The organism is Streptomyces huiliensis, from assembly GCF_020037025.1.
In the GTDB taxonomy this organism is placed as follows: Bacteria; Actinomycetota; Actinomycetes; order Streptomycetales; family Streptomycetaceae; genus Streptomyces; species Streptomyces huiliensis.
The window spans coordinates 14,375-29,906 of sequence record NZ_JAIQLH010000081.1 but is presented as its reverse complement, the minus strand read 5'-3'; the positions used below and the strand labels follow the sequence as shown (position 1 = coordinate 29,906).

11 protein-coding genes are annotated in these 15,532 nt (G+C 72.9%); 6 read left to right on the top strand and 5 right to left on the bottom strand.

What is annotated here, in order from left to right; genetic code table 11:
- Positions 1–50 precede the first annotated feature (50 nt).
- The 4 genes from JNW98_RS16555 to JNW98_RS16540 all read right to left on the bottom strand — a co-directional run bounded on the left by JNW98_RS16555 (position 51) and on the right by JNW98_RS16540 (position 4,439).
- Complete coding sequence (locus tag JNW98_RS16555; protein WP_223769002.1) at positions 51–1,778, bottom strand: acyl-CoA dehydrogenase family protein; 1,728 nt, start codon at positions 1,776–1,778, stop codon at positions 51–53.
- Positions 1,779–1,819: 41 nt separating this feature from the next.
- On the bottom strand, positions 1,820–2,374 hold the full coding sequence (locus JNW98_RS16550) for a PadR family transcriptional regulator (RefSeq protein WP_223769001.1): 555 nt from the start codon (positions 2,372–2,374) through the stop codon (positions 1,820–1,822).
- A gap of 72 nt (positions 2,375–2,446) precedes the next feature.
- Complete coding sequence (locus JNW98_RS16545) at positions 2,447–3,064, bottom strand: TIGR03086 family metal-binding protein (protein ID WP_223769000.1); 618 nt, start codon at positions 3,062–3,064, stop codon at positions 2,447–2,449.
- Positions 3,065–3,152: 88 nt separating this feature from the next.
- Entirely contained in the window at positions 3,153–4,439 is a 1,287-nt protein-coding gene (locus tag JNW98_RS16540) for a DNA/RNA non-specific endonuclease (RefSeq protein ID WP_223768999.1), read from the bottom strand.
- Between the two features lie 487 nt (positions 4,440–4,926).
- On the opposite strand from JNW98_RS16540, the gene JNW98_RS16535 reads away from it, so the two are divergent.
- The 6 genes from JNW98_RS16535 to JNW98_RS16505 all read left to right on the top strand — a co-directional run bounded on the left by JNW98_RS16535 (position 4,927) and on the right by JNW98_RS16505 (position 14,308).
- Positions 4,927–6,207: an RICIN domain-containing protein gene (locus tag JNW98_RS16535; protein WP_372459262.1), complete on the top strand. Its 1,281-nt coding sequence runs from the start codon at positions 4,927–4,929 to the stop codon at positions 6,205–6,207.
- Between the two features lie 172 nt (positions 6,208–6,379).
- Positions 6,380–7,417, top strand: a complete 1,038-nt coding sequence (locus JNW98_RS16530; protein WP_223768998.1) for a hypothetical protein — start codon at positions 6,380–6,382, stop codon at positions 7,415–7,417.
- Between the two features lie 499 nt (positions 7,418–7,916).
- Positions 7,917–9,062 carry a carboxylate-amine ligase gene (locus JNW98_RS16520; RefSeq protein ID WP_223768997.1) on the top strand — a complete coding sequence of 382 codons (1,146 nt, stop codon included), beginning with the start codon at positions 7,917–7,919 and terminating at the stop codon, positions 9,060–9,062.
- Between the two features lie 88 nt (positions 9,063–9,150).
- Positions 9,151–10,680 carry a DHA2 family efflux MFS transporter permease subunit gene (locus tag JNW98_RS16515; RefSeq protein WP_223768996.1) on the top strand — a complete coding sequence of 510 codons (1,530 nt, stop codon included), beginning with the start codon at positions 9,151–9,153 and terminating at the stop codon, positions 10,678–10,680.
- On the top strand, positions 10,658–11,269 hold the full coding sequence (locus tag JNW98_RS16510) for a TetR/AcrR family transcriptional regulator (protein WP_223768995.1): 612 nt from the start codon (positions 10,658–10,660) through the stop codon (positions 11,267–11,269). Before JNW98_RS16515 ends, JNW98_RS16510 begins: the two co-directional genes overlap by 23 nt.
- Positions 11,270–11,581: 312 nt before the next feature.
- Complete coding sequence (locus JNW98_RS16505; protein ID WP_223768994.1) at positions 11,582–14,308, top strand: ATP-binding protein; 2,727 nt, start codon at positions 11,582–11,584, stop codon at positions 14,306–14,308.
- 57 nt (positions 14,309–14,365) lie between these two features.
- Here the strand turns inward: JNW98_RS16505 and JNW98_RS16500 are convergent, their stop codons facing one another.
- Positions 14,366–15,286, bottom strand: a complete 921-nt coding sequence (locus JNW98_RS16500; RefSeq protein WP_223768993.1) for an SDR family oxidoreductase — start codon at positions 15,284–15,286, stop codon at positions 14,366–14,368.
- Positions 15,287–15,532: the final 246 nt, after the last annotated feature.

The following is a 15,532-nucleotide window of genomic DNA, read 5'->3' as shown; positions in this document are numbered from 1 at the left end:
AGGAATCGGCGAAGGGGCGGGACCGGGGCACAGCCCGCCGCAGGCGCCGCCTACGGCGCCATCTCGTACGCCCCGGACAGCGCCTCGACCCGCTCCCACACCCGCGCGGAGCGCCCCTCATCGACGACCGGACGCCGCACCGCACCAAGCGCCCACCGCTGCTGCGCCTCAGTCGCCGAGTCCTTACCGTGCAACTCGACCGCATGCGCCGAGAAGTCGCGCACAAGCACCGCGCACAACTCGTCGAGCACGTCCTCGTCCAGCTCCGTCAGCCGCGCCTGCTCCAGGATCAGCTGGCCGTGCACGACGAGCGCGAACAACTGGCCCACGGACAGCAGGAGATCGAGGTCGCGGCTCTGCGCCTCGTCCGGCGCGGCGGTGGTGACGAACGCGCACAGCGCGTCCGCCTGCTCGCGGAGGCGGCCGACGTTCGGCAGGTGGGCGTACGCGTCGAAGGCCGTCCGCCAGTCGTGGAAGCGGATCGATCCGAGGCCGCGCGCCGGGCCCTGGCGGAAGAGGAAGGCGTCGTCGGCCGCGTCGAGGCGGGTGGGGACGGGCTCGTAACCGGCGGGCTCCAGCAGGTGGTTGCGCAGGAACTTGAGGATGAGCGCCAGGTTGACGTGGACCGTTCCCTCCAGCTTCGGCAGGCTGCGGATCTCGACGGCGGCCTGGCCGAAGTAGTTGTCCTTCTCGAAGCCCTTGGCCGCGATGACGTCCCACATCAGGTCGACGACCTTCTCGCCCTCCGTGGTCACCTTCATCTTCGTCATCGGGTTGAAGAGGAGGTAGCGGCGGTCGTCGGGTCCCGCGGACCGGAAGTAGTCGACCGCGCGGTCGCTGAACAGCTTCATCCCGACCAGGCGGACGTACGCGTCGGTCAGCTCGCGGCGGACGTGCGGGAACGCGGTGACCGGACGGCCGTACAGGATGCGGTTGTGCGCGTGGGTGACGGCCTCGTACATCGCGTGCTCGCAGATGCCGATCGAGGCGGTGCAGAGGTTGAACTTGCCGACGTTGACCGTGTTGAGCGCCGCGTCGAAGGCGGCGCGACCGGTGTGCAGCACGTCCTCGGCGCGGACCGGATAGTCCGCCAGCCGGAACTCGCTGACGAACTTCGAGGAGTCGACGACGTTCTTCACCAGGTGGTACGCCGGGTGGCGGCTGTCCGCGGCGAAGAAGACGTAGCCGTCGGGGCCCTCGATGTCGGTACGGCGGCCGAAGACCGAGACAAGGCCCGCGGCGTTGCCGTTGCCGATGTAGTACTTGGAGCCGGTGGCCCGGAAGCCGCCCTCGCCGTCGGGGGTCAGCAGCATGTCGGTGGAGTAGATGTCCGCGCCGTGCGTCTTCTCGGAGAGGCCGAAGGCGAACACCTCGCCCTGGTCGAGGAGTTCGGCCGCACGGGTGCGGGCGGCGGCGTTCTCGCTCTGCCACACCGGGCCGAGGCCGAGGATGGTGACCTGCCACGCGTACCAGTAGTCGAGCCCGTAGAAGCCGAGGATCTCGTTGAGCGCGGCGATCCGGGCGGTGTCCCACCGCTTGTCCGCGTGCCCGTCCCCGTCGGCGGCCGGGGTGAGGAACGTCGCGAACAGGCCCTCCTTGCCGGCGAAGGCGAGGAAGTCCGCGAGCCAGGCGCGGGAACGGTAGTCCTCGATCAGCCGGCGCTTGCCGCGCTCCTCGAACCAGTCGACCGTGGCGCGCAGCAGCCGGCGGGTCTCGGGGTCGAAGTGCGCCGGGTCGTAGGTGCGCGGGTTGAACAGCAGGGGGTCGGCCTTGGCCATGGGGAAACGCCTTTCCGGCTCGGAGGATGAGAGAACGAGGGCTAGCTGGCGCCGATGCGGTGCAGGGTGGCGAGGACGTCGTCCAGCCAGGCGAGCGTCATCCGCTCGTAGGCGATGCCGCCGCGCAGGACGGCGTGCTGGAGCTCCTGGCCGGTGTCGAGCGCCGGGGGCGCTTCGGGGCCGGTGAAGTCGCGCAGCTCGCCCGCGAGGTAGTGGGCGAGCCGCTCGGAGTGGACCCGGCGGTGCCGCTCCACCTCGTCGATCAGCTCGGCCGGATCGCCGAAGGCCACGCCGCGGATCTTCACCGCCAAATCGTGCCGGAGCGCCTCCGGCTCCACCGGCTCCCGCAGCCACCGGGCGAGGACCTCGCGGCCCGGGCCGGCCACCGAGTACTCCTTCTTGTCCGGCCGGCCCTGCTGGGCCACCTCCCGGACGTCGATCCAGCCGTCGCCCACCATCCGCTTCAGGACCCGGTAGATCTGCTGGTGGGTGGCGGTCCAGAAGTACCCGATGGACCGTTCGAACCGCCGGGCCAGCTCATAGCCGGAGCCCGGCTTCTCCAGCAGGGAAACGAGGATCGCGTGCTCGAGCGCCATGCCCTGGATCATCTATGCAACTCGTTTCATAGGAAAGAGCCGCCGGGCGAGTGAGACCGGGCTCACCCTCCGCTACGGCCGCCGACCCATGAGACGGAGGAGGCGGCCCTGCCCGGATCCGTCGGCCGGCGAGGGCTCCGCCGGCCGTCCGTAGTAGACCGAGCCGGACGTGAGGGGGCTCTCGGAGACGCCCTCGTAGATCCAGGCGAAGTGGTCCAGGACCCAGCGGACCGTGTCCGCGTCGAGCCGCTCGTCGAGGCCGACCGCGCGGGCGAGGTCCCAGGTGTGCGTGACCGCGTCCACCACGTACAGGCCCAGCAGCCGGCGGCCGGGAACCGGCCCGAAGGGGTAGTCGACGGTCCGGTCGAGCGCCCCGGGCGCACGGAACGCAGCCCGGCACTCGGCCGCCGCCTCTTCGAAGCCGGCCACCGGATCTCCCTCGACCGCGTCCGGATCCAGGTTCGCCAGGAACTCCGCGCTCCCGCCGCCACGGAGGAGCGCGGTGTACAGCCGGCCGCCCTGGATCATGTGGTTCGCGAGTTGCCGCACGTTCCACTCCGTGCACGGCGTCGGCGCCTCCCAGGCCGCGCCGGGCACCGCGCGCAGCCGGGTGCCGAAGCCTTCCACGGCGGCGTCGAAGCGGGTGAGGAGTGTGTTGTCCGTGTCGTCCATGAGACCGAGGTTCTTCATGGGGCCGAGTCTGTCCGTCGCGCGCCACCGCTTCCGGCGGGAATCGGACCTCCAGGCGGGGAGGTCCTGTGGCCTGCGTCAGGGCGGATCAGTTTCCGAGGTCGAGTCCACTGGCTTCTCGGTTGAAGACGGGATTGGTGAACAGCAGCTTCTCCGTTCCGTCCGCCCGCTGGACCTTGGCGCTCATGACGACCGATGCGGGGATCGTGCTGGCTTCGTCCTTGTAGATGGGCGTCACCAGGTAGTAGACCGCGTCATAGTCTCCCAGGGGGAAGTCCTTCATCTCCTTCTGTACTTCCATCTCAAAAGTGCGCATGCTGGCCGGTCCGGTGTTCATCCCCACCTGCCAGCAGGGGACGAGGTTGTCCAGTCCGCCGTCCCCCACCAGCCCCTTCCCGCCGAAGACTTTGGCGATCAGGTGACACCGCGCGAGCGTGGATTTGGCCGGGTGCGTGGCGGCGAACTGCTGCGCGTCCTGCCAGCCGGTGATGTTCTCCGCGGGATCGCTGCCGTTGCCGAGCGTCTTCCCCAGGCAGGCCTGCGCCCCGGTCGCCCGGGTGCCGGCCGGACTGGCCGGGTCGGTCCGGTTGCGGTGCGGGACCGGTTGGTTGCTGTTCAGGATCCACCCGTTGCCGGAATTGGCCTGCATCATCTTCAGGCATGCGGCCTTCGGCTTGGTGAGGTGTTGCCTGTCGTGTGCCTCGATGTTGAGGCAGAGCTCGCCGGACAAGAGCCGGACGTAGGACGCGCCCGGGTCGACGACGGCGGAGTAGGACCCCTCGGCCTGGTCCTTGTCGCTGCGGTAACCGCCCTGCCAGGTGTCACGCAAGGCGAGGTTGCCGTGCTTGGAGTACTGGTGGGTGTAGTTGTCCGGCCCCGTGATGGTGACGAGCCACTCGTAACCGGTGGCCTTCGCGTTCAGCACGAACCCGGTCTCCATGGCGACCGGGTGGTGGTTGGGCTTCTCTTTGAGCTTGACCCAGGAGGTGCCGCACGGTCTGGGCTCGGGGGGCTTGAGCCGGGTCCTGGCCTGCTGGGCGGCGCGGCGCATCACGAGGTCCTTGTCGGCCGCCGGGATGGGAAGGGTCCTCCCGTCGGCCAGCCGCACGGTGACGTTGCCCGCTCGGTCCGGAGTTCCGGAGACCAGACCGGTCACGCGCATGGTGGTCATCCGCGACGTGACGGTACGTTCCGCCGGACTCTTCGTGACGGTGTTCCCGCGGTCGGCCGGAGGCGCGGTGGCGGCCGTCGCCGTGCCGCCGAAGGCGACGGCGGCCGCCGTCGCGGCCACCGTCGCCCCGGACAGGACACGGCGCAGCCGGTTCGGCTTGCGGTCCCGCTCTCTGCGGCGGCGACGTAAACCGGGTATGGACATTTCGTTCCTCCCCTTGTTTCCGGATCGGTACGGTCGTCCGTCGTTCATAGAGTCGTTCGGGCGGGCGCGCAAATATCCGGGCCGTGATGGCCTGACTGGGGAACTCGGTTTCGGAATAGGCAAGTTGGCCGGATGTCGCCACTGTTTGACAGGGGACGGACGTGCCGGCGGGTGACGAAGGGCCGGTGTCCGGCAGTCGTTGCCCGGAGGAGCGACGGCAGTGGATGCGCGGCCGAGCAGCCCGTTCGCCCGACGGTGGACGGCAGATAGTGCCGCCGCGTGGGAACCGATGAGTCAGGACAGAGCAAGGCTGTCGGGCGGCCCATGAAGTGCCCGTGGTGTCAGCCGGGACCGGCCGATTCCGCCATCGTCACCGCGTCGCCGCCGACGCTAAGTTCCCCTTGACTGAGCACCGCCCCTCCCACACCACTGGCAGGGCTCCGGCCAGGTCCGGACCGGCAGGGCGCCCGGCCAAGGAAAGGGCATCGTGAATCCTTTGAGATCCTCCGGTCGCTGGGGCAGAGGGCTGGTCGCCCTCGCCGTGACCGCCACGTCGACGCTCGCCGCCCTCGACGTCATGGCCGGCTCCGCCGCCGCGGCGGGGCACCCGAAGCCCGCGACGGCCGCCGACCAGCCGAAGCTCGGTGACGCCTGTACCTCCACCGACCTCGGGAAGCGGTACCCGTTCATCAAGACCGCCCAAGTGCAGCCGACCATCACCCACTTCAAGGGCTGGTACGTCACCGACGGGTCGACGGGCTCCCAGACGGTCGAGACCCGCACGCAGACCGTGGTCACGGTCCAGGTCGGCCTCACCGCCAACATCCAGGGCAGCTTCCAGGTCGGAGTGCTCGGCCAGGTGGGCGGGAGCCTGGGCCTGACCGTGCAGATGTCGTCCTCCACCACCAGCAGCCAGTCCAAGTCCATCTCCTGGGACTTCCGCAGGCCCGGCTACTACGGCCTCTACGAGGGGACCCGCAAGGTCACCGGGCAGTACGGCAGCCTGAACTGCAACCGTGTCGACCAGGGCAACGGCACCTACGCCACCAAGTGGATCGAAGGCCCGGAGAGCGGCAGCTTCACGACCTACACCACGCTGGAGGAGGGCGCGGTCCGCTGCGAGGACACCGTGCCCGTCAACAGCATCATGAGGAGGGCCCAGGACCTGCTCGGCTGCGGCAACCCCGCCCGGGCGGCCGGGCGGACGGCCGTGGAGCGGAAGACGCCCGCGACGGCGCCGAGGGCGGACGCGACGGCGCCGAGGGCGGCCAAGAGCCCCGAGTGGCCCCCCGCGCCCAAGGTTCCCGCCGGCTTCACCTGCGACCAGGGCTACTCCAAGATCGCCACGCCCGAGCGTTCGCTGTTCTGGTCGGCTCCCGACTTCCTCGGCGGTGACAACGTCAAACTGGGCGCCGGCCCCGGCATGTTCGGCAACCAGGACCAGTGGCAGCTCTGTCGCGGTCCGGAGAACACCCGCGGCTTCGTGGAGTACGTCTTCCTCAACAAGGCCAGCGGAAAGTGCCTGACCGTCACCGAGGCCACCGCGGCCGAAGAAGGCGCCCCGCTCCGGCAGGCCGACTGCAAGACGGACGACCTCCAGCGCTTCTACGTCTACCGGGACGTTCCCGGCTCGGACAGGATCGGCGTCCAGAACAAGTTCACCGGATACATGATCGGCCACGAACGCACCGCCGACGGCCAGCCGCTGCGCCAGTACAGCATGGGCAAGCCCGACGGCACCGGGACGTACGTGCAGGTGAAGGTGTAGCCGCCCCCGGTCACGCCCGGCCCCGCGCCGTCGGCCAGGGCCGGGAGCAGGCACCCGGGCCGCCGGCCGACGGCGAGTACCGCGAACCCGGCCCCCAGCGGGCGTACCGGCCGATCAGACCGCCGACGGAACCACCCGCACCGCTCACGCGTCGGTGACGGATGTGACTGAAGTGACGCCTGAACTGCCCGCCGACCACCGCGAGCTGATGATCGCCCTGTCCGGGATCGTCAACGACTACCCCTCCGTGGACCCGGAGGAGGCCCTCGCCGCACTCGCGGACGAGGCGGCGGAGGCGCTCGGCCGCCACGGGACCCCGCAGGGCCGCCGGGAGCGGACCGGGTACACGATCCTCCTCTACGCCACCTGCTGGTACGCCTCCGCGCGCGTCTACGGCAAGTCCCTCCTCACGTCGTACACGGAGGCCCTGGACGGGATCCTCGCCACGCTGGGGCCGGACCCCTGCACCTGTCCGGCCGACGGCGGCGGTCACCCCGCGCACCTGGACTCCGAGTACGGCGTCGAGGCGGGGGCGAGCATGCTGACCGAGGCCGGCCGGGCCGCGTTCGCCGAGGACAGGGGTCTTGCGGGCGAGGCGATGGCGGTGTTCGACTGCGAGGCGTTCCTCGCGGAACTCGCCGGCCGGGCCGCGGACCGGGTACGCGAGGCGTACCGGCGGAACTTCGGCGGCATCGACGTCTCCCACCTCGACGCGCGCTTCGTCCGCGACGACGGCGGCGTCGACGTCGTCGCCCTCCAGGAGGCGATCCGCCGTACCTGGGAGAACAACACCGGCCCGGTCGCCCTGTGGTCCGCCCGCCGCTGGCTCTCCGGGCAGGTCCGGGACGACGAGCGGATCGGCCTGTTCCTGTGCCTGTGGATGGGCGTCGCCCAGACGTACGCGGGGCTGCCGCCCTCGTACACCCGCGACCTGGCCGCCGCCCTCGCCACCGTCGACCAGGACGTCACCTGCGAGCACCCCCGGCACCCCTGGTCCACCGCCACCGCCAACACGCGGTCCCGGTACCTCGCGGTGGTCCACCTGTACGCACCGGAGGACCACCCGGACACCCCCGTGCCCGCCGAACTCTCCTCCCGCGAGCTGTGGGAATGCCCGGTGCAGTATGCCGAGCTGGCGCGCACGGCGCTGAAGGACGTCCAGGACTGGCGCGTCATGCGCGGCGGCGACGAGGAGGATTGGGAGGGCTGAGCGGGAGCCGGGCGCGCCACCACTCGCTCGGCCACGCGCCCGGCCGTCCGCCGGCGGGTCGGGGAAGGCGGGCCGGAGACCCGGAATCCGGCCGGGTGGAGCACCCGGGCCACGACGTCGACGGTGCGCGGCGCGAAGCGGGGGACGGGCAGGCGGAACGCGTGCCCGTCCCGGCGGGCCATGACGACCGGGAGGGCGTCCCGGATCCGCGGGTACGCGCGGGGCCGGCGAGCGCCGCGCGCGGGAGCCCGGCGAGCCCGGCGAGCCCCGGGCGGCCCGGATACCGCGCCAGGGCGTGGCGCGGCAGCGCCGGCTACGCCCCCCCGTGCCGCGGCCGGTCGGCCGGCTGCTTCCGGGGCCCGGCCGGCGGCGGCAGCCGTGCCGCCGCCGTACGATCGCCGCAGGTCAGGCCCCCGCACAAGGGCAATCCCGACGCGTGACGGCACCACCCCGGCGGCGAGCGGGCGACAACCGCGACCCGCGGCCCGATCCTGGAACCGTGAACGGCGAGCACGGCCGGAGCGGACCCACGGTCGGCGTCGAGGAGGAGTTCCTCCTCGTGGACCCCGCGACCCGCGGCGTCGTCGCGGCCGGATCCCGGGTCGTCGCACGCGCCGCGCCCGCGCTCGGCGCGTGTGTCTCCGGGGAGTTCACCGAATGCCAGGTCGAGGGGAAGACCCCGCCGTGCGCCCGGATGGACGAGCTGCGCGCGGAGCTGCTCCGCGTCCGTACCGGCCTGGCCGCCGCCGCCCGTGCCGAGGGCCTGCGCCTGTGCGCCTCGGGTACCCCCGTCATCGGCGGCGACGGCTGCCGCACGGAGATCGGCGGCCACCCGCGCTACCGCGCCGGGCTCCTGCAGTACCGCCGGATGCTCGACGACTTCGCCGTCTGCGCCCTCCACGTCCACGTGCACCTCCCCGACCGGGAGACCGCCGTCCTGGTCGGGAACCACCTGCGGCCGTGGCTGCCGCTGCTGGTGGCGATGAGTGCCAACTCGCCCTTCCACGAAGGCCGGGACACCGGTTACGCCGCCTGGCGCCCGGTCATCCGCGGGCGCTTCCCGTGCCTGGGGCCGCCCCCGTACGCCGAGTCGCTCGCCGACCACCTGCGGCAGGCCGAGGCCATGGCCGCCACCGAGGCCGTCCTGGAGCCCGGCATGCCGTTCTGGGACGTCCGGCCCAACCCCGCCCTCCCGACGCTGGAGGTCCGCACCATGGACGTCCAGCCCGACGTGGACGGGACGGTGGCGCTCACCGCCCTGATCCGGGCGCTGGTCGTCACGGCCGCCCGGCGGGTCGTGGACGGCGACCCGGGCCCCCGCACCGGCGCCGAACTGCTGCGCGCCGCGTACTGGCGCGCCGCCCGCGACGGCTGGTCCGGTGACGGCTTCGACGCCCCGACCGGCCGCCGCCTGCCCCCGTCCGCCCAGGCCGGACGGCTGTTCCGGCACCTCCGTCCCGTCCTGCGCGCGTACGGCGACGAGGAGCGGGCCGCGGCCTTCCTCCGCCGCCTGGACGCGCACGGCTCCGCGGCCGAGCGGCAGCGGGCCCTCCTCGCGGCCCGGCCGCGGCTCGAAGCGGTGGTGGACGACCTCGTCCGGCGGACGTGCCCGGACGACGACACCGCCGCGCCGCCCGAGGAGTGAACGCGGCTCGGGATTGCCCCGCCCGAAAAAATGAGAGTACGCTCCGAAAAGAGATTGGACTCTTATCAGGGGGTGGACTCTCGTGTCAGTGGATCCGAGTGCGCGCAGGTGGTGGGCCGTCGGGGCCCTCGTGCTCGCCTCCCTGGTCGTGGGCTTCGACGTGACGATCCTGAGCCTGGCCCTGCCGGCCATGGCCGACGACCTGGGTGCCGACAACGTCCGACTGCAGTGGTTCGTCACGTCGTACACGCTGGTCTTCGCCGCCGGAATGATCCCGGCCGGCGTCCTCGGGGACCGCTACGGGCGCAAGAAGGTGTTGCTCGCCGCCCTGGTGATCTTCGGCCTGGCGTCGCTGGCCTGCGCCTACTCCACGTCGTCGGGTACGTTCATCGCCGCCCGCGCGGCACTCGGCCTGGGCGCCGCCCTGATCATGCCGACGACACTGTCGCTGCTGCCGGTGATGTTCTCCGACGAGGAACGGCCCAAGGCGATCGGCGCCGTGGCCGGCGCGGCGATGCTGGCCTACCCGCTCGGCCCGATCCTGGGCGGCTACCTCCTCGACCACTTCTGGTGGGGAGCGGTGTTCCTGATCAACGTGCCGGTGGTGGTCCTCGCCTTTCTCGCGGTCTCCGCCTGGCTGCCGGAGTCGAAGGCCGCGCGGGCCAAGCGGTTCGACGTGGGCGGCCTGGTGTTCTCCAGTACGGGCCTGGCCGCGATGACCTACGGCGTGATCCAGGGCGGCGAGAAGGGCTGGACGGACGCCGGCACCCTGGCACCGCTGCTCGGCGGCCTGCTCGCCGTCGTCGTCTTCGTGCTCTGGGAGAAGCGGGTGGCCGATCCGCTGGTCGACCTGTCGCTGTTCCGCTCCGCCCGGTTCACCTCGGGCACCCTGCTCGGCACCGTCGTCAACTTCACCATGTTCGGCGTGCTGTTCACGATGCCGCAGTACTACCAGGCGATCCTGGGCACCGACGCGACGGGCAGCGGATTCCGGCTGCTGCCGATGGTCGGCGGCCTGCTCGTGGGCGTCTCGGCCGCCGGGCGGATCGCCAAGGCCGTCGGGCCGAAGGCCGCGGTCGGCCTGGGCTTCGCCCTCCTCGCCGCCGCCCTGTTCTGCGGCGCCACCACGGACACCGGCAGCGGCACCGGCCTCGCGGCCGCCTGGACCGCCGCCTACGGGCTGGGCCTCGGCTTCGCCCTCCCCACCGCCATGGACGCCGCGCTCGGCGAACTGTCCACGGAGAGCGCGGGCGTCGGCTCGGCGGTCAACCAGTCGATCCGCACCCTCGGCGGCAGCTTCGGCGCGGCCATCCTGGGATCCGTCCTCAACTCCCGCTACCGCGGCGGCCTCGACGTCGGCAGCCTGCCCGAACGCGCGCAGGGCGCGGCCCGGGACTCCGTCTTCGGCGGCCTGGCCACGGCCCGCGCGGTGCGGTCCACCGAGCTCGCCGACAGGGTGAGCTCGGCCTTCGTCCACGGCCTGGACGTCGTCCTGGTGGTCTCCGGCGGCCTCGGCCTGCTCGGCGCCCTGGTCGCCGCGGTCATGCTCCCGCGCCGTGTTGGTGCTCGCGCCGCCCAGCCCGCAGAATCTGAGCATGAAGCCGCAGACGCAGCCTGACCAGGCCAAACCGGTGCCCGGCCTGAGAGAACGCAAGAAGGCCAGGACCAAGGCCGCGATCCAGCGGGAGGCGGTGCGGCTGTTCAGGGAGCAGGGCTACACGGCCACGACCATCGAGCAGATCGCCGAGGCCGCCGAGGTCGCCCCCAGCACCGTCTTCCGCTACTTCCCGACCAAACCCGACCTGGTCTTCTCCCACGACTACGAACTGCCCTTCGCGATGCTGCTCCAGGCGCAGGCTCCCGACCTCACACCGGTCCAGGCGGAGCGCCGGACGATCGGCTCGATGCTCAAGGACATCCCCGCCGAGGAACTGGCCCTCCAGCGCGAGCGCTGGGTCCTCATCACCTCCGAGCCCGAGCTGTGGGGAGCCGGCCTCGGCAACATGAGCCGGACCATGGAGATCATGTCCGAGCAGGTGGCCAAACGCGCGGGCCGCGACCCGGGCGACGCCTCCGTCCGCGCCTACAGCGGGGCCGTCTTCGGCGTGCTGCTCCAGGTCTCCCTGGAGTGGGCGAAGAACCCGGAGCTGGACTTCGCCGCCGCCCTCGACGAAGCCCTGCTGTTCCTGGAGGACCTGCGGCCCTGACCGCGGTCCTCCGCCACGGGGCGGGCCGCCCCCCCCGCCCCGTCCGGCGACCGCGGGTACGTCAGGATGCCGCCGGCCGCCAAGCAAAGGGCGCGAACCGGCCCTGCAACCGGGCGAGTTCAGGCGGTGTGCCGCTCCCGTCCCTACCCCGGACGCCCGAGCCCCCTCCCAGGCGAGGGGAGCATCCGCGACATGACGGTCCTTGGCGACCAAGTAATACAGATCACACCAGTCGTACACGACGGATAAACCCATTGATCGGAGAATGCGTCTAGCAATGGCACGGATCCCCAGGAAAGGACCTCCCCGCGCATGCTGGTCGGACGAGAACGCGAACAGAGCGAACTGGCCGCCGTCATCGCCGCGGTCCGGGAAGGACGCAGCGACTGCCTGGTGCTGCGCGGGCCCGCCGGTATCGGCAAGAGCGTTCTCCTGGACCACGCGGCCGAGCAGGCCGGCAGCGGCGTACGCGTCCTGCGGGCGATCGGCGTCGAGAGCGAGGCGGAGTTACCGTACGCCGCCCTCCACCAGATCCTGCGTCCCCTCACCGCCGGAGAGGCGGACCTCCCGGCCCCCCAAGCCGCCGCACTCCGCTCCGCGTTCGGCATGGACACCGCTCCCGCCGACCGGTTCCTCGTCGCCCTCGCCGCCCTCGCGCTGCTCTCGGAGTCCTCCCGCAGCAGACCCCTGCTCCTGCTCGTCGACGACGCCCAATGGCTCGACACCCCCTCCTCCGACGCCCTGCAGTTCGTCGCCCGCCGCCTCGGAGCCGAAGGCGTCGCCGTGATCTTCGCCGTGCGCGACGCGGCCACCGGCGGATCCCCGGCCTTCCCCGCCCCCGGCGTACGCGAACTCCGCGTCGGCCCGCTGGAACCCGACGCCGCCCGGGCGCTGCTCGCCCGCCGGCTGCCCACCGCCGCCGCGGCCACCCGGGAACGCGTCCTGAACGAGGCCAACGGCAACCCGCTGGCCCTGGTGGAACTCCCGGCCGCCCTCAGCCCCGGACAGGTCAGCGGCGAAGCCGTCCTGCCCGACGAACTCCCGCTCACTGAACGCCTGCAGCAGCTCTTCCGCCACCGGGCCGCCGACCTCCTCGCCCAGCCCGGGAACGCCCTCCTCCTCGCCGCCGCCGAACACAACGGCGACCTCGCGGTCGTCCTCCGCGCCGCCGAACGCACCGACCGGGCCATGGACGAACTGTGCGCCGCCGCCGCCCGCGGCCTGCTCCACCTCGACCAGCACCACATCCGCTTCAGTCACCCCCTCGTCCGCTCCGCCCTCTACCAGGGCGCCCCCCTCAACGAACGCCGGGCCGCGCACCTGGCCCTGGCGTCGGCCACCGGCGCCGGGGACGACCGGCACACCTGGCACCTGGCCGCCGCCGCCGTCGGCTTCGACGACCACTCCGCCGGCCTCCTGACCCGGCTGGCCGACCGCACCCGCTGCACCGGCGGCGTCGCCACCGCCGCCAAGGCCCTGCGCCGGGCCGCCGCGCTCGCCTCCGACCCCGGCACCCGCGCCCGGCTGCTCACCGACGCCGCCGAGTGCGCCTGGCAGGCCGCCGAACCCCAGCAGGCCGAGGCCCTGCTCGGACAGGCCGAGCCCCTGGCCGGCACCCCGCGGCTGCGCGCCGGGGTGCTCCGCGTGCGGGGCGCCATCGTCCACGCCTCCGACGACCCCGCCGCCGCCTGCGCCATGCTGCTGGAGAGCGCCCGCCTGATCCGGACCACCGATCCGTACCTGGCGGGGGAGTCCCTGGTGATGGCGGCGCGGTCGGCGTGGATCGCCGACCTCCCCGAGCGGCTGGGCGGCATCGCCGAACTCCTGGACGGACTCGCGGGCGACCGCCCCGCCTGCGACGCGCGCCGGTTCGCCGACCACATGCGGCACGTCGGTTCCCTCGCCGAACCCGCCGCCCCCGGCGGCCGGCCGGGCGACGGCGCCGACACCCCGGTCGCCTGGCTGGGCCCCGCGCACCCACGGCCCTGGGCGTGGCCCCCGGTCTTCCTCCCCCACCTCCTCGGTTCCACCGAACCCGTCCTCGAAGCCCTCCAGAGCGCCGCCGACACCCTGCGCAAGGGCGGCGCGATCGGCACCCTCCCGATGACCCTCGCCCCCCTCGCCTCCCTCCAACTCCTCACCGGCGCCTGGCCCGCGGCGAGCGCGAACGCCACCGAGGGCCTCGACCTCGCCCTGGCGACCGGGCAGACCGGCCCGGCCGGCCACCTGCGCGCCACGCTCGCCTGGATCGCCGCCGCCCAAGGGGACGGCGAACGCTGCCGTGAACTGGCCGCCGCCTCCCTCGACGTCACCGTCCCGCGCCGGGTCCGCTCCGCCGTCGCGCTGGCCCACTGGGCCCTGGCCCTCGACGCGCTCGCCGACCACCGGCCCCACGACGCCGTACGCTTGCTGGCCGAGGTCTGTACCACCGGCGGGTCGGCCCGTCACTACATGATGCGCCAACTGGCCCTCCCGGACTACGTCGAGGCCTGCGTCAGGGCCGACGAGACCGCCCGCGCCCGCGCCGCCCTCGACGACGTCCCCCTCCCCGCGCACCTGCGCTCCGCCCAGCACCGCTGCCTTGCCCTGGTGGCGACCGGGAACGAGGCGGAGAAACGTTTCCTCGCCGCCCTCGACCAAGCCGGCCCCTCCGCCTTCGAAACCGGCCGCTGCCACCTCCTGTACGGCGAATGGCTGCGCCGCAACCGCCGGATCAAACACGCCCGCGACCACCTGCTGCGCGCCGAGGAGCAGCTCACCGCCGTCGGAGCCGCCCCCTGGGCCGAGCAGGCCCGCGCGGAACTCCGCGCCGCCGGCGGCCGCACCACCCGCTCCGCCCCGCCCGCGTCCCCGGCCGCCGAGGGCCTCACCGCCAGGGAACTCCAGGTCCTGCGGCTGGCCGCCGAGGGCCTGAGCAACAGCGAGATCGCGGCCCGGCTGTTCGTCAGCCCCCGGACCGTCGGCTACCACCTCTACAAGGTCTTCCCCAAACTGGGCGTCACCTCCCGAGGGCAGCTGTACGGGCGGTCCTTCGGCTGAGCGGGTACTCCCCGTGGACGCGAAGTGCCGGACACAGCCCGGCACTTCGCCTCCGGTTCAGGCCGTGACAGCGTCGGCTGGGTCCGCCGGGTCCGCCGGGTCCGCCGCCCGCCGCGCGGGGGCCTCCGCGAGGTCGGCCGCGTGATCCGCGGCCCACCGCGCCAGCGTGCGGCCCGGCCTGCCCAGGACCCGCTCGACATCGGGCCGGACCTCGGGCGGCTCCTCCGCGTACTCGGCCTGGTAGCCCAGCAGGTACTCGGCGACGTCCCACGGCATCCCGGCCGTGATGTACGCGGCGCGGGCCCGGCCGTACGTCACCGTCTCGAAGCGCAGCGGCCTGCCCAGCCCCTGGGCGATCGCCGCGGCCTGCTCCCGCTGTGTGAGCCGCTGCGGCCCGCTCAGCGAGTACGCGCGCCCGGCGTGGCCGTCCGACAGGAGCGCGGCGGCCGCCACCTCGGCGATGTCCGCCTCGTGGACGGGGACGCCGAGCGCGTCGGGGAAGGCGCTGCGCACCGTGTTCTCCGCGCGGATCGACGGACCCCACAGGTCCAGCTTGTTACTGGCGAACTCGCCCGGCCGCACGTGCGTCCACGGCAGGCCGGAGGCTTCGATGACCTCCTCGACGTCGCGCAGCATCTCGTAACTGCCCGCCCGCCGCACGGTCACGGCGAGGCCGGAGAGGTCGACGATGCGCCCGACCCCCGCGTCCGCGGCGAGCTCCACGAAGGCGCGGGCCTGCCGTACCGCACTCCGCGGGTCGAGCATCCCGGACATGTAGTGGACGCCGTCCACCCCGTCGAGCGCCGCGGCGACTCCGGTGAGATCGGTGAGGCTGCCCGCCACCACCTCGACGGCAGCGGGCAGCCGGGCTCCTTCCGGATTCCTGGTCAGGGCCCGCACGCGCCGGCCGGCCCCCAGCAGCCGGTCGACCAGGACACGGCCCACCTTTCCCGTCGCGCCGGTCACGAGAACGGTCATGGCTCCTCCTCCTTGGCTGCCGCCGAACTCGTCGGCGGGCGGCCGAGGATAGGCGAGCGGGGCCCGCTCGCGCACATGAGCGTGCCGGTGGACGAGGCGGCGCGGGGGCCCGTCAAGGAGGCCGGGCAGCCGGCCTCCGGTGATGTCCCTTCTCGGGCGATCCACGTCGAATGACTGATGCGTATGCCGGTGGGTTGCTTTAGGCCGCCGCGATCCGACCGGCGAGCGTGGCCGGAACCCGGGCCG